Source organism: Shewanella sp. FJAT-52076, from assembly GCF_019457455.1.
Taxonomy (GTDB): Bacteria; Pseudomonadota; Gammaproteobacteria; order Enterobacterales; family Shewanellaceae; genus Shewanella; species Shewanella zhangzhouensis.
On record NZ_CP080415.1, the window covers coordinates 1,868,659 to 1,882,883 of the forward strand.

The following is a 14,225-nucleotide window of genomic DNA, read 5'->3' on the forward strand; positions in this document are numbered from 1 at the left end:
TAAAACAAGAACATGCAAAAGCAGCCTACCGTACTCAGTCGCTGTAAAGTCAGTTAAGTGTGGTGGTCACTCGGGTTTGAAAGATATAAAAAACGCCGCAATATGCGGCGTTTTTCCTGTCACAAATTCGCGCTTAAGCGGCTTAGAGCACGCCGCGGCGGACCTGATCGCGCTCAATAGACTCGAACAGCGCCTTGAAGTTACCTTCACCGAAGCCCAGGTTGTTCTTGCGCTGGATGATTTCGATAAAGATAGGGCCAAACAGGTTCTTGGTGAAAATCTGCAGCAGGTAGCCGTTTTCATCGCCATCCACCAGAATTTGGTGATGCTTGATGCGCTCACGGTCTTCGGTTACCTGGGGCAGCTTTTCAAAGATGGTGTCGTAGTATTCAGGGATGATGTCCAGTGTTGCAATGGACGAGCCTTCCATTGCATCCAGCGACGCCACGATATCGCGGCTTCGGAACGCCAGGTGCTGTACGCCCGGGCCATTGTATTCACGCAGGTATTCGTCAATCTGGTTACGATCGTCGCCTTTACCTTCGTTGATGGGGATGCAGAAGCTGCCGTCAGGTGAGCGCAGGGCGTAAGAAATCAGTGCAGTCTGCGAGCCCTTGATGTCGAAGTAGCGCACTTCGGTAAAGCCAAATACGTCTTTGTAGAAGTTTGACCACTGCTCCATGGTGCCCTTGTAGACGTTGTTGGTCAGGTGGTCGACTTCCATAAAGCCTTTTTCCTGAACAATCACAGGCTCATCCAAATCGACAAAGTCGGTGGCGTAGATGTTGTCATCACCGAAACGGTCGATGAAATAAATCAGGCTGTCACCAATGCCGTAAATGGCTGGGTAGGGCAGATCTTTCACTTCATCCGGGGCGGCCTTGGCGCCACGCTCAACCGCGTGCTTGTAAGCGTACTCGGCATCTTCCACACGCCAGCCCATAGAGGTGATGGCCGGGCCGTGTGACTTGGCAAAACCGGCTGAGAAACCGGCGCGGTCACGGTTCATCAAAAAGTTGATGTCGTTTTGCTGGTAATAGTAGATGTCTTTTTCCTTGTGCTTTTTCAACATGGAAAAACCAAAGTCCAGAAACACCTTGTGCATGAAATCGTTATCGGGCGTTGCAAACTCGGTAAATTCGATGCCGAGCAGGCCCAGTGGATTGGTTTCGCTTGCCATTGTTTTGTCCTCTTTCAATGGATTGCTGCCTGGAATTGTTCTGATTAGTCTTCGAGCCAGGAGCGGTTGTAATCGGGTGCCATGCAGTTTTTCACGTGTTCGGTCAGCTGCAGAGGCGCAAAGGTGTCTACCATCACGGCGTACTCGTAGGTGTCCTTCTTACCGATGGACGCCTCGGTGCGGCCAGGCTGCGGGCCGTGGGCCACGCCTTTCTGGTGCAGGGTGATGTAACCGGCTTCAATGCCGGTGCGGCTCATAAAATCACCGTCGACGTAGTAGAGCACTTCGTCGCTGTCGATGTTGTTATGGTAGTAAGGGGCCGGAATTGCCTGCGGGTGGAAATCGTAGGGGCGCGGCACAAAGTTGCAGATAACGAAGTTTCTGGCCACAAACAGCAGGTGATCCGATGGCGGCAGGTGGATTTTGCCCACCTTGGGCGCGTATTCGGTGATGTTGAAGGCCCAGGGATACACAAAACCGTCCCAGCCCACCAGATCAAAGGGGTGCCACTCCAGCTGCGTCAGCTGATATTTGTCGCCAAACTTGCAAACCAGCGGGAAGTTTCCGCGCTCAACCACGGCGTCCTTAAGCTCGGGCACACGGATATCGCGCTCGCAGTAAGGGGCAGATTCCAGCAGCTGACCGTATTCGTTACGGAAATGCTTGGGAATTTCCACCATGGTGAAAGATTCAATCACGAACAGGCGTACATTGCTGTAATCGTTGAACTTCAGCTGATAAGTTGTGCCGCGCGGTATGACCAGATAATCCCACTTCTTGACTTCAAGCTCGCCATATTCCGACAGCAGCACGCCGTCGCCTTCATGGACAAACACCACCTCATCGGCATAGGCGTTACGGTAAAACTCATCCGTATCGGCGGTCACCTTGGCGGTATAGAGCGCCACGTCTGAGTTAAAGAAAATCTTGTTGCGGGCAGAGAAGAAATTGCCTTCACCATCGGCCAGACGTGAGTCCAGCTTATAGTTTTGTACCAGTGAATCGACCCAGGTGTCGCCGTGAGTCAGTGACATGGGGGCCACTTCCAGCGCCTTGGTGGGCATATTGTGGTGGTACTTGTTGGAATAGATGTTCGAAAACCCGTGGGTAGAGAACAACTCTTCGCGGTAAAGCTCTCCATTTTCCTTGGCAAACGCAATATGGCGCTTGTGCGGGATCTGACCTTGCTTCACATAAAATGGCATTTGTTTTTATCCTCTATTGGGCTCCTGTGGCCCATTTACCCGCCGAATTGGCGCTATATGTGATCTGGGTATCAATTTAGTTGCCGACTTGTGCAAAAAAAAGAATAATTAATCGGTAATCACCATCTAAAAATTAGATGGTAAATCTGACGTTACGCTTTTGTTCATTGTCTGACCCGGGAGAGGGCCGATGCGCATCGATGTGGATGCCTTTAAGGTATTGGAAGTACTGGTGGAAGAGGGCAGCTTTGCCAAGGCGGCGGAGCGGCTGCACAAGGCCCAGTCGGCGGTGAGTTACCAGATTAAAAAGCTTGAGCAGCACCTGGGCGTGAGTCTGTTATCCCGCGAACAATACCGCGCCGAGCTGACCGCCGAGGGGCGGGTGATTTTGGCCGAAGGCCAGCGGTTGTTGTCGCACCTTGCCAATATTGAGCATCTCGCGAGCCGTTTCAGTGAGGGCTGGGAGCCCAAGCTTGAGCTGGTGATTGATGGCGCCTTGCCGATGGAGCCGATTATGACGGCATTAAAGCGCATGGCAGAGCATCAAATTCCCACCAAAATTCAGCTCAATATGGAGTTCCTTGGCGGGGTGCAGCACAGGTTTGAGCGCGACAATGCCGATTTGATGCTGGTTAAAGACTATCGCACCGGCCCCTATTATTACGCCAAACCCCTGCCAGCCATCACCAGCGTGTTGCTGGCGGCGCCCCATCATCCGCTGGCAGGGCGTAAAGCGCTGACCCTCACCGAGCTGCAGCAACACGTAGAGCTGACCATCGAAGACTCATCGCCGGTGAAAACCTACCGTGACGAGCTGCAGTTTGGTGGCGATAAAGTCTTTTATCTGTCTGGTTTTATTATGAAAAAGAACGCGCTGTTAAAAGGCCTGGGTTTTGGTTGGATGCCGGACTTTTTGGTGCGTGATGAGCTTAAAGCGGGACTGCTTACTGAAATTGATTTTGTTGGCGGCAGCCGTTACACCTTCGTGCCGCAGTTGGTGTCGACCCTCGAGCGCCCCCTGGGCCGCGCCGGCAGGCTCTTTACCGAGCTGATTTTGGAAGAATTTGCCAAGGAGCCCATGGGGATCCCTGAGGGTTTGGGTTAATACCTTACTTAAGCTGTTGACACAGTTGTTTACATTTCGGCTCTGACAAGTGACATATTATGTCGTATGTTGAGCCACATCCGTTAAACGTCAGATGGGGAATAGGATGATGAGACGTTGTCACGAAGTGGACTATGAAATTCGCGGCGAAAGCATGCAGCTGGTGGAAGTGGAGCTGGATCCCGGTGAAACCGTGATTGCCGAAGCGGGCGCTATGACCTACATGGAAGAGGGCATTCAGTTTGAGGCACGCATGGGCGATGGCTCGCAGCCTGAGTCCGGCTTTTTCGGCGCTCTGATGGGGGCGGGCAAGCGCATGCTCACCGGTGAGAGCCTGTTTATGACCCACTTTACCAACCAGGGGCACGGCAAGCGTCGGGTGGCGTTTTCAGCGCCATACCCCGGTACCTTGCTGGCGCTGGATATGGCCGAGCTTGGCGGTGAGCTTATTCTGCAAAAAGACAGCTTTCTGGCAGCGGCCCTTGGCACCCAAATCACCATGACCTTTAACAAGCGCCTGGGTACCGGCTTCTTTGGCGGTGAAGGCTTCATCATGCAAAAGCTCAAGGGCGATGGCATGGCCTTTGTGCACGCCGGTGGCACCCTTATCAAGAAGGAACTCAGAGGCGAGACACTGCGGGTGGATACCGGCTGTTTGGTGGGCTTTACCCCCGGCATCGATTATGACATTCAGCGCGCAGGCTCTCTTAAATCCATGGTGTTTGGCGGTGAAGGTCTGTTTCTGGCCACGCTGCAAGGTCATGGCACTGTATGGCTGCAAAGCCTGCCGTTTTCGCGCATGGCCGACCGCATTATTGCCCATGCGCCCTCGGCGGGTGGGTCAAGCCGCGGCGAAGGCTCTGTGCTTGGCGGTCTTGGCCGTATGCTGGATGGTGATTGATACGCTGGAGCGAAGAAATAAAAAGGGAGCCGGAAGGCTCCCTTTTTACATGGGCGTGATAGGCAAGCTATTGATATTACTCGTTGATGATATCGATAATTTTGCGGGTTTTGTCGTGGATCTTAAACAGCGAATCGTCGATGCGGATAGTCACGGCGCCATCGATACCGATTGGGCCCACCCGCACGCCACGGTCGTAGATGTCCAGATCCAGAATATCGCCGCGGCTATACTTTTTCTGCCAGCCGGGAGGCAGTGGCTCGCCCTTGGCAACCTTCTTTTGCAGACCGGGAGGCAAGTCTTTTCCATCTGAGCGGTACTCATTGTAGGACTTATCTTTATGGTCCTTGTGCTCTTTATGGTCCTTGTCGTTTTTGGCCATCGCACCTGTACTGAGTGCTGTCGCCAGCATCAAAAACATCCATTTGTTTTTCATCGGACTCTCCTGAACCTCATTCGAGGTACGCTTTAAAGGGATTCACCAGCCATCTGGTGGATGAGTTGCCAATGGATTTCATCCACTGGCTGTATGCTTAACCTTGAGCCTTTTTGTACCAGAAACATATCGGCCAGACCTGGGTGACTCTTGATGGCTGTCAGGGTCACAGGTTTTGCAAATTCTTTCACAAACCGTATATCCAGCTGAAGCCAGCGGGGCGCATCAGGACTGGATTTGGGATCGAAATAATCCGACTCAGGATCCCAGGCACTGCTATCAGGGTAGACTTCACTGGCTACTTCGGCGACGCCGACAACGGCGGGAACCTTGCAGCTGGAATGGTAGAAAAATACCTTATCACCAACTTTCATCGCATCCCGCATAAAGTTGCGGGCCTGATAATTGCGGATCCCATGCCAGCCTTCGGTTTGCTGTGGCCTGGCGGCCAGATCTCGGATGCTGAATTCATCAGGTTCCGATTTCATCAACCAGTAGTTCATTGCATTTCCACTTTTATTTGCAAGTGTTGCCAGTGTAAGGCCTACCGGGCGCGCTGCAAAGGGCGGCAGCAACTCCCCGAATACAAAGTGGGCAAGCTTTCCCACGCCTCGGCTATCAGTCTGAAGCTCCGGCTGGCGAGATTGCTATACTTGATTCTGAGTTTATTCAGAGGCCGGCCATATCGCCAAGACTAAGGTTATGCTGCCAAGACGACTGCTATCGAGTCCAATGCACTTCTTCAGGCCAATGTGGCTGGTGTTGATCCTGTTACTTACTGGATTTTGCGTTGCCAACAGGGTAAACGCCACCGTAGTCAGGCTCACATCACTGCACTGGCCACCCTATTCGGGACAAGGTTTGCCATCCGAAGGCGCCGCTGTGGCTGTGGCAAAGGCCGCTTTTGCCGCCATGGGTTATCAACTCGAGGTGGACTTTTATCCCTGGAGCCGTGCCGTGAAGCTGGCCCACCAAAGCAATACTCCCTATGTGGGCTATTTTCCCGAGTACTATTTCGACACAGTGCAATTTGTGTTTTCCCACCCCATGGGCATGAGTCCGTTGGGACTGCTTGAGCACAAGAGTCACCCGATCAGTTGGGTGTCGGTAAAGGATCTTCGCAACTACCGGCTGGGGGTTGTACAGGATTATGTGAATACTGAAGAGCTCGACAGGGCCATTGCCGACGATCTTCAGCCGGCTGAGCAGGTGACATCAGATGAGTTCAACATCAAAAAGGTCGCAGCGGGTCGTATCGATGCGGCCGTGATAGATGTTTACGTCATGCGCTATTTGCTCAAACAGAGCAGGCTGCAGGGCGTGGCCGATAAAGTGCAAATTAACAGCCAATTATTGGCAAACAAGAACCTATATATAGCCTTTAAGAATACGCCGGAAGGACTTCGCTGGCAGGCCATTTTCAATGAAGGCCTGCAGCGAATTGATGCGGCAGAAGTGATGGCAGAGCACTTGCCTGAATAAGAAACACATCACGCGCGAGCAACGACAGTGCGCCCAATCGGGGTCAGGCTGAGCAGCGCCAGTTTAAGGTGCTGGATGCCGAATGGAATACCAATAATGGTGATAAAACAGGCCAGTGCGTGACCGATGTGACCAATGGCAAGCCAGATCCCAAACAGCAAAAACCAAATAACGTTGCCCACCATGCCAAGGGGGCCTGTCCCCAAATCTTCCAGCCCGGTAAGCTCGCGGCGGGACACATGGTCCTGTCCAAAGGGCCAGAATGCCATTTCGCCAATCACGAAACAGGCCCGTCCAAAGGGAATACCGATAATGCTGATAAAGCACAGCAGACCCGCAAGCCACCAAGCCAGCCCCATAACAAAGCCACCAAGTACAAACCACGCGATATTAAATATAAGCCTGAGCAGGGCCATAGGTTCTCCTCTAAAATATGCGTCTATCTTCGATTGATAGATGCTAAGCAAAATCAAGGCCATCTGTTTAATTGTAATAATATCAAAGCTATATGGTTTTTACTTGCTGGGGAGTTGGTGTGTTTCACCATCCGGTTGGCATAAATGACCAGCTGTAAGCTGAAAGTCGGCGCAAGTCGCGTTAGACTTGGCGTCTGTTTGTCACCATATTCCTGTCTGAGAAGCGCTTACCCATGCCCAGCCCAAGCCCAGTCGAGCCATTTTCGTTTTTTGGCCACAATTTGTGGCTCAAGCGGGACGATGTGTTGCCAGAACCCTTCAGCGGCAATAAGGGACGTAAATTTGCCAGCTTGCTGACCGACCGCTTTGATGGTGTGCAAACCCTGATTGGTTATGGTTCGGCGCAGTCCAATTCGCTTTATTCGCTGGCGGCATTGGCAAGCAGGCGTGCTTGGCAACTGGAGTTCTATGTGGATCACATTGCCGCCAGAATCTATCAGGGTGAAGAGGGCAACTACGGCGGTGCACTGGCCCTGGGCGCCCAGATAATTACAGTGCCAGAGCCAAACATGTCCCCCCGTGAATACATTGAGTCAATTCGCTTAAAGCAGGTGGACGCTGACGCTTGTCTTTATGTGCCGGAAGGTGGCCGATGTGCCCTCGCACGCGCGGGTGTACATGCTCTGGGTCGAGAAATTGCCGATTGGGCAGCCGCCCGGGGCACGGCTGACCTCAAGGTGTTTCTACCGTCCGGCACTGGCACCACGGCACTTTACCTGAGCGAGTATTTTTATCAGCAGCACAGCGATATCAGGGTGGTGACTTGTCCTGTGGTGGGGGATGGCAATTATCTTATTGCCCAGTTCGCTGAATTAAGTACCGACAATCACGTTTACCCCGAGGTGGTTGGAGACGCCCATCATTACGCCAAACTCAAGCGTGAAGAGCTGGAGATATGGATGACGATGCGTCGCCAGGGGCTGGAATTTGAGCTTTTGTACGACCCTTGCGGGTTGCTGGTATTGAAGTCATTGCTGGATGCCAATGCTGAGGGAAACTGGCTGTACCTGCACCAGGGAGGGCTCAGGGGGAATGTGTCCATGTTGCCCCGCTACCGGCGCAAGTTTGCACAGCTATTCGAATAAGATGTCGCCTGAGCGGAAAGCACCTGTGAAATCGTGCTCTCTGCGCAGGCGTTGGGTATCGCGTGGGAAAGTGAGAGGAAAAGGGAAATTCCCAGCGAACGGCTATTGATTACTTATTGCTGCTCAGCAGCCACTTCATAAATCTCAGCGCTTCGGTGCGCTTCGAGAAGGTCCGCCTGTTTTTACCGTGCTTGTCGGTAAAGGCGATTGAGCTTTTATTGAGGGAGATGGAATCTACCGGAAATGCCACGCTGATTTCATGGCCATCTAATTTGTATGACATAAGCCACACTCCTTGTTTCTTTGTCGCCATTTAAGGGCGAAATTAATCTAACTATAAAATATCCTTAGCAAAAATATGCAAAAGACGGTTGTGAGGACCACCGAGACTAGCGTATTGATGCCAGGTTTGCAAGTTAGCCGCCCCGATGACGTTAATCGACAACGCCTGGCTTGGGGCGATTCAGTGCATTTGAGCAGAGTCAGATGACGCTGGGATGACAATGACAAGAAACTTAATCCACAGAATCGCCACCCGCTGCCACTTCGGGTGCCTGTGGCTGCAATTGCCGACGTAAAACCTGTGGTTACAACACTGTGAAAATGTTGTGCCGGTGATAATATCCAGAGGTTACCCGAGTGATGGAATCGTACTATGAAACGGATTTATCAGGTTTTTATCCTGTTTTGTATTGGCTTGTTCACCAATTTGAGCGCGGCCAATTCATCCTTGACCTTGATGCAGGCATTGGATAAGTCCAATGAGATTGAGGAGGTGCAAGCCCCGACGCCCGAGCAATACCCATACCGCGATCTGCTGTGGAGGGATACCCCCAGAGGTGCATTACAGGGGTTCTTGAAGGCTGCGTGGGACCAGGATTACGCCCGGGCTTCGGAGTATTTGGACTTGCGATTTTTACCGGGGCGAATGAGCCCTGTCCAAGGGGAAAAGTATGCCCGGGATCTGCAAGCCATCCTGGACCGTAACATCTGGATTGACCTGGATACGGTGAATGACACCCCGCAGGGCAATGAGCGGGATAATCTGCCTGCCTACCGCGATGTATTTGCCCGTATTCAGGTGGGTAACAAGGATGCAGTGTTTTTTCTGCAGAGAGTGCCTGATGCCGACATCGGCAGTATCTGGAAGATCTCCAATGCCACCATAGCTCAGGTGCCAACACTCTACGAAAAGCTGGGGTATGGCCCCTGGGTTGAATGGTTTATTGCTCACGTGCCAGAGGGGCGACTATTCAGGCTTAACCTTTGGGAATGGGCTTTTATGCTGACATTCCTGGCGGCATCATTGCTGTTGGTGATCCCGGTTGCCTGGATAGTGAAATGGCTGCTGCTAAGGACCCAATGGCAGCACCGTGAGGAAACGGCCCGGATAGTCACTGGGCCACTGTGCTTTTTTGTGGCAGTGGTACTGAATAAGGCAGCAATTCTGCAAACGACCTTGCCGGTAATGACCAAAGAGCTTATCGACACCGGGGTGTTTTTAGTGCTGACATTGGTGTGGCTGCTCTGGTCGCTGATGGGGCTCATGCAAAGTGTACTCAAGGCACGCTGGACGGAAAAGGGCAGCAAGCAGGCTGCCTCCCTGCTGCGGCCATTGACCAATTTTTTCCGCATTTTTATGTTGGCAATGGTGTCGCTGATTTGGTTGCAACACCTGGGTTTCAATGTGGGGGCGATTCTGGCGGGTATGGGCATTGGCGGTATCGCGCTGGCACTGGCATCCAAACAGTCCATCGAAAACTTTATCGGTACTGTGACCCTGTATTCCTCTGCACCGCTCAAAGTAGGTAACCTGTGTAAACTTGGCAGTTTGCGGGGCACAGTGGAAGAAATTGGCCTTCGTTGTACCCGTATTCGCACTCTCGACCGGTCTGTGATCCATATTCCCAATGCCAAGCTCGCCGAAATGGAAATTGAAAACATCTCAGAGCGGGAAAAAATCCGGTTTAAAACCGATATCCGCCTGGATTACAACACCAGTGCCGAGCAAATCAAAAAAATCACGGAAGATATCAAAGCCTTGCTTGAGACTACCGATAAGGTTAACGAAAAGCCCCTGCGGGTCACCTTCAGCGGTTTTGGCTTGCACGGTCTTGAAATCAATGTGTTTGCCTATGTGGGCACCACGAGTTTGCCCACCTACCAACAGGTGGCACACGAGCTGAATCTCGGCATTATGGAAATCGTGGCCAAACATGGCTCCAAGGTGGTGCCAGCCTTGGCTCCGGTAGCGCCTTAAGCTGGCGTTTCCATAAGACGTCCTGAATCATTATCGCTGCTATGTGGTGGCTTTGAGCACAGATAGCAGCGGTGTCAGTTAGCAGGTAGCATTAATAAAAAGGTCGCCATTGGCGACCTTTTTATTAATGAAGATACTATTTCATTTGACCTCTGGCTTATTGAGGCGCCCATGACAGCCAATCTTCGTGGGCCTCGGGATAAAGCACAAAGCGGCTGCCATTACCAAGCTGGTTACTGCCGGCAGTCGCAGCGCGGGTGGCGACACCTATTCCACCGGCCAGAATGGTTTCGAGTGAGCCGGTTTGCACCTTGGCGCCGGAAAAGAGGCCGAACTCAACGCTCACCCCAGAGAGATCGAAAAACACGCTGCTGGCGTTGACCAGATGTCGGTACTCGGCGTCGATGTGGGCAAAAAGCTCAACCTGGCTGCCACTGCTGTTGAGGGCATAGCCGTCGATAGCGCCGATGGCAACACCGCGATAGAAGATTTGACTGCCTGCTTTCAGTGAACCCAGGGATGGCCGCTCAAGTGTTAGCTTGAGCGCATCTTCTGCCACATTGGCGTAGTGGGGTGCTCGGGTGGTGACCTTAAAGCGCTGCAGGCGGGTCGCAGCGTTACCGGGCAAAACGGAGATAAAGGGCCCGGTGAGTATGGCTTCCGGAGCCTTGATGCCCTGCAATGAAAGCTGCACATCTTCCAGCAGATAACGGCTGTCTTCACGGCTAAAGTTATCGGCGTATTCGCCGTAGAGGTAGGCGTGTGCAATGAGCTCACGTAAATCCGACGACAGCTTAACTTCGGTGACTTCGCCTATCTGATGCCCCTGATAACGGATAGGTGCGCCGGCCGCCAAGCGGGAGTCAGCGCTCATCACCAGTTCGACCGGGTTCGCCTGCGCCAGTGCAAGCGTCTCAGACTCATAAAGATGGCCTGGATTTTTTGCCTCACCCTGTTGCAGCAGGCCAATGGCGATGCCGCCACTGATAAGACCGGGCAGGGTAGCCACGTCTACTTTCAGGCCCTTGAGACTGGCATCCACAGAAATGGCACTGTGTTTCCAGTAAAGCGTATTGGGGCCAATCAGACGGTTAAAGGTACTGTCGATGGCAAGCTCAATATTGAATACATCCGCATCGGGCTGCCACTTAACCTGGGTCACTTCCCCTATGTGCATCTTCTTGTAATAAACCGGGCTTGCGACCTCAATACCGGCGCCTTCAATACTTTGCAGCTTTACCTTGATTCGCTGTGTTGGCGCCTTGGCGGCCAGCGCTTCGTCATCTGATGCGTAGAGGCGCAGTTCATCCTTATCTGAGAGGGTACCACCGCTGCCACTTACCAGTCTGAGTGCGCCATTGAGTAAGGTGGAGGTATCTCCCACGGCAAACTTCACCCCTTTGAGGGATGCATCGAGGCTTACCGGGGACTCTGTGACCAGGTAACTGCCACGGGTCAGCAAACGTTTGAATTCAGGCTGTATTTCGGCCTGATACTCCACAGAACCCAAATCCTCAGCGAGTTTTACCTGGATTACCTCACCAATGGGTAGATTGCGGTAGCGTATTTCGGCGCCAACCTGCGCTCCCTGGCCTTTGTCGCTGCGAATAAGGAGATGGGCCTTGTCGGCATACATAAAGTCGGGTGCCTTGTCCTCGAGGACATAGCTGCCCTGCATGTTGCCTTCACCGGGCATTAGGGCAATCACATCGCCGGTAATCAGCCTGGCCGCGTGCTTTATTCCGCCAAGAGACACCTCAGCGCCTTCGCGCCAGAAGCGGCTGTCCTGACCGATTAAATCGCCGCGGGCGTTATTGATAAAAACAGTCAGAGTGACGCCCGTATCAGTGAGCCTGGTGTCGGTAACCTTGCCGACTTCAAGGCCGCGATACACGACCACGCTGCCCACATTGAGGCCATCGGCATTGGTTGTTGTCAGTTCCAGTGAGTGTCCGCCAAGCGCATCAGCCTCTGTGCTGTGCAGCACAAAGCTGTCACCGTGGCTGGCGCTCATTCCGGCATCGGAGCTGCTGAAACTGATCCCCCCTGCAAGCAGCGTCGCGAGGCTTTCGCTTTCAACCTTGATACCTTTTAACGACGCATCGATGCTCATGCCGGAGACATTCCAGAAACGGCTGTCTTTTTTCACCAGATGTGCGTATTGGTCCTGAATGAAGGCCCCTATGATGATTCTCTGATTGCCTTCGAGGCGATAACTCACCACGTTGCCCACAGGAATTTGCCGGAAATACACACCCGAGCCCACATCCAGTGAACCGAGTCTGTCGGTACTGAGTTCCACCAATATGCCTTCGTTGCCGGGGGCCAATGGCGGTGCCTCTCTCAGGGCGTCGAAACGGGTAACGCTGTCGCCGTCGCCCGGCTGCACCGCGATATAGTTTCCGGAGAAGAGGGCATCGAGGCCGGACACCCCGGTAATGGAGGCCTTGGGTGACACAAGCCAGAACTGGGTGTTTTCTTTAAGATACGGTGTTGAGCGATAGTCCATCATCACGGTGACGTTGACGCCTTTTAGGTCTTCGTCCATGGCTATATCGGTCACCTTACCGACAGTCAGTCCCTGATATTTGACCAGGGTTTTGCCTACATCGATTCCGGAAGCACTGGGGAAATGAACAAAAATTTCGACGCCGGACTCGCGAATACTCTTGATACCAAGCCAGGCTGCAAGGGCAAGTGCGACCAAAGGCAGCAGCCACACCGGCGAGAACAGTTTCTTTTTGACTACCTTGGGTGCTTCAATATTTGTCATCTTCTAAGTCCAGTCGATCCCAGAGTAAACGCGTATCCAATACCTTGGCCGCAAGCTGTGTCAGCAGAATCACCAGGGCAAAAGCCGTTGCTGCCGGTGCGGGTTTGGCATCCAGCAATTGCCCCATGTTCACCAGGGCAACCGTTAATGAAATTACAAATAAATCCAGCATGGACCAGCGTCCGATCCACTCAATAATGTGAAAGCCCGCCATCAGTCTGCGTTTTGACACCGGCAAGGAAAAACTGATGGCGGTGAGGTAGATGGCAAGCCCTATGATTTTCAGCCAGGGCACCAGAATACTCGCGGTAAAGACAATGATGGCGATAGGCAACATATCTGAATGCACCAAATGCTTGATACCGCTGAATATGGTGTCGTGGGTCACCTTGCCCTGATTCACCAGGGTAGTAATGGGATACACGTTGGCAGGAATAAGCAAAATGGCGGCTGTGATAAGCAGTGCCCAGCTTTTTTGCACACTGGCGTAATCCCTGGCCTGATTATTTGCTCCGCAGCGGCTGCAAGTCTGTGCATTTTGCGGATTGGTTTTCTTACATACCGGGCAAAGACACAGGCCCATTTGTTTGCCGGTGGTCTGGACATTGTCAGTCATTCAGGCGGCCCCACATGTGCTCGATATTGTATTCCCGCTGCAAAAACAGGGTCACCAGGAACAGCATGGTGAAGGAAAACGTACCCACACCAAAGTAAATATCCGAGAAGTCGGATAATTGAAATGCTGAAACCAAAAAACTAATCACATAAATTTCCAGCATGGTGAGCTGGCTGAATAATCCATGGCGACGCAATAACCATTTATACAGGTCCCTTTGCCACCCGTAATTAAGCCCTATTTTGACCAGCAGGACTTGTGACAAGATTGACAGCAGCAATAACCCCGGGCCTATGACAGCGGCAACAAGCACGGCGATGCCCACCACCCAGTAGCCCAGGTCCATAACAGCCATGGCGCCCTGGATAACGGTTGCGGTGCGCACCGAGCCTAAAAAATGCAATTCGAGAACGGGAAACAGGTTGGCAGGTAAAAAAAGTGCCAGTGCAGATACGCAAAGCGCCAACATGCCGTTGATAGAGCAGAAGGGGGTGTCATACAGTGCCGTATGGCAACGGGGGCATAGTGCCCTGACGCCACTGGGCAAGGCGCGGCGTCGCACGGCCAAATCACAGGCACGGCAGAGGATCACCGAATTGTCGATATCGTCATGATGCATAGAAGCGTATAGCAGATCCATGGATGACACAGGTTCCCCAGCTGGGGTGATGCCTGATTCTGCCTCCTCTGGAGGCGGTTTCAGCGT

At 52.7% G+C, this 14,225-nt stretch carries 14 protein-coding genes; 5 read left to right on the plus strand and 9 right to left on the minus strand.

All coding sequences use genetic code 11. The annotated features are described in order from the left end of the window. Window positions 1-142: 142 nt before the first annotated feature. Together hppD and K0H79_RS08050 are read right to left on the minus strand one after the other, a co-directional pair. On the minus strand, window positions 143-1,180 hold the full coding sequence (gene hppD / locus K0H79_RS08045) for a 4-hydroxyphenylpyruvate dioxygenase (protein ID WP_220067549.1): 1,038 nt from the start codon (window positions 1,178-1,180) through the stop codon (window positions 143-145). 44 nt (window positions 1,181-1,224) lie between these two features. After that, window positions 1,225-2,385, minus strand: a complete 1,161-nt coding sequence (locus K0H79_RS08050; RefSeq protein WP_126166730.1) for a homogentisate 1,2-dioxygenase — start codon at window positions 2,383-2,385, stop codon at window positions 1,225-1,227. A 190-nt stretch (window positions 2,386-2,575) separates the two neighbouring features. On the opposite strand from K0H79_RS08050, the gene K0H79_RS08055 reads away from it, so the two are divergent. After that, a complete protein-coding gene (locus tag K0H79_RS08055) occupies window positions 2,576-3,490 on the plus strand; it encodes a LysR family transcriptional regulator (RefSeq protein ID WP_011759685.1) in 915 nt (304 codons plus the stop codon). Window positions 3,491-3,596: 106 nt separating this feature from the next. Then, window positions 3,597-4,391 (plus strand): TIGR00266 family protein, encoded by a 795-nt coding sequence (locus K0H79_RS08060; RefSeq protein ID WP_126166732.1) that lies wholly within the window; start codon window positions 3,597-3,599, stop codon window positions 4,389-4,391. A 76-nt stretch (window positions 4,392-4,467) separates the two neighbouring features. Here the strand turns inward: K0H79_RS08060 and K0H79_RS08065 are convergent, their stop codons facing one another. Together K0H79_RS08065 and K0H79_RS08070 are read right to left on the minus strand one after the other, a co-directional pair. Beyond that, complete coding sequence (locus tag K0H79_RS08065) at window positions 4,468-4,827, minus strand: hypothetical protein (RefSeq protein ID WP_126166733.1); 360 nt, start codon at window positions 4,825-4,827, stop codon at window positions 4,468-4,470. 32 nt (window positions 4,828-4,859) lie between these two features. Next, window positions 4,860-5,330, minus strand: a complete 471-nt coding sequence (locus K0H79_RS08070) for an EVE domain-containing protein (RefSeq protein WP_220067552.1) — start codon at window positions 5,328-5,330, stop codon at window positions 4,860-4,862. A 199-nt stretch (window positions 5,331-5,529) separates the two neighbouring features. Between K0H79_RS08070 and K0H79_RS08075 the strand changes: the two genes are divergently transcribed. After that, window positions 5,530-6,309: an ABC transporter substrate-binding protein gene (locus K0H79_RS08075; RefSeq protein ID WP_220077907.1), complete on the plus strand. Its 780-nt coding sequence runs from the start codon at window positions 5,530-5,532 to the stop codon at window positions 6,307-6,309. Between the two features lie 8 nt (window positions 6,310-6,317). Here the strand turns inward: K0H79_RS08075 and K0H79_RS08080 are convergent, their stop codons facing one another. Beyond that, window positions 6,318-6,725: a YccF domain-containing protein gene (locus tag K0H79_RS08080; protein WP_220067554.1), complete on the minus strand. Its 408-nt coding sequence runs from the start codon at window positions 6,723-6,725 to the stop codon at window positions 6,318-6,320. Between the two features lie 233 nt (window positions 6,726-6,958). Here K0H79_RS08080 and K0H79_RS08085 point away from each other — a divergent pair, with 233 nt between their 5' ends. Continuing rightward, the gene (locus K0H79_RS08085) at window positions 6,959-7,870 is read left to right on the plus strand and encodes a pyridoxal-phosphate dependent enzyme (RefSeq protein ID WP_220077908.1); all 912 of its coding nucleotides are present in this window, start codon (window positions 6,959-6,961) and stop codon (window positions 7,868-7,870) included. Between the two features lie 109 nt (window positions 7,871-7,979). On the opposite strand, the gene K0H79_RS08090 is transcribed toward K0H79_RS08085, so the two are convergent. Further along, complete coding sequence (locus K0H79_RS08090) at window positions 7,980-8,153, minus strand: hypothetical protein (protein ID WP_086015245.1); 174 nt, start codon at window positions 8,151-8,153, stop codon at window positions 7,980-7,982. A 372-nt stretch (window positions 8,154-8,525) separates the two neighbouring features. On the opposite strand from K0H79_RS08090, the gene K0H79_RS08095 reads away from it, so the two are divergent. Next, window positions 8,526-10,130, plus strand: a complete 1,605-nt coding sequence (locus K0H79_RS08095) for a mechanosensitive ion channel family protein (protein WP_220077909.1) — start codon at window positions 8,526-8,528, stop codon at window positions 10,128-10,130. 157 nt (window positions 10,131-10,287) lie between these two features. Here K0H79_RS08095 and K0H79_RS08100 read toward each other — a convergent pair whose 3' ends face one another. From K0H79_RS08100 to K0H79_RS08110, 3 genes are read right to left on the minus strand one after another with little or no spacing between them, the layout of a single operon-like run. Next, window positions 10,288-12,903, minus strand: a complete 2,616-nt coding sequence (locus K0H79_RS08100; protein WP_220077910.1) for a PqiB family protein — start codon at window positions 12,901-12,903, stop codon at window positions 10,288-10,290. Beyond that, entirely contained in the window at window positions 12,890-13,519 is a 630-nt protein-coding gene (locus K0H79_RS08105; RefSeq protein WP_220067558.1) for a paraquat-inducible protein A, read from the minus strand. Before K0H79_RS08105 ends, K0H79_RS08100 begins: the two co-directional genes overlap by 14 nt. Next, window positions 13,512-14,159, minus strand: a complete 648-nt coding sequence (locus K0H79_RS08110; protein WP_408733374.1) for a paraquat-inducible protein A — start codon at window positions 14,157-14,159, stop codon at window positions 13,512-13,514. Before K0H79_RS08110 ends, K0H79_RS08105 begins: the two co-directional genes overlap by 8 nt. Window positions 14,160-14,225: the final 66 nt, after the last annotated feature.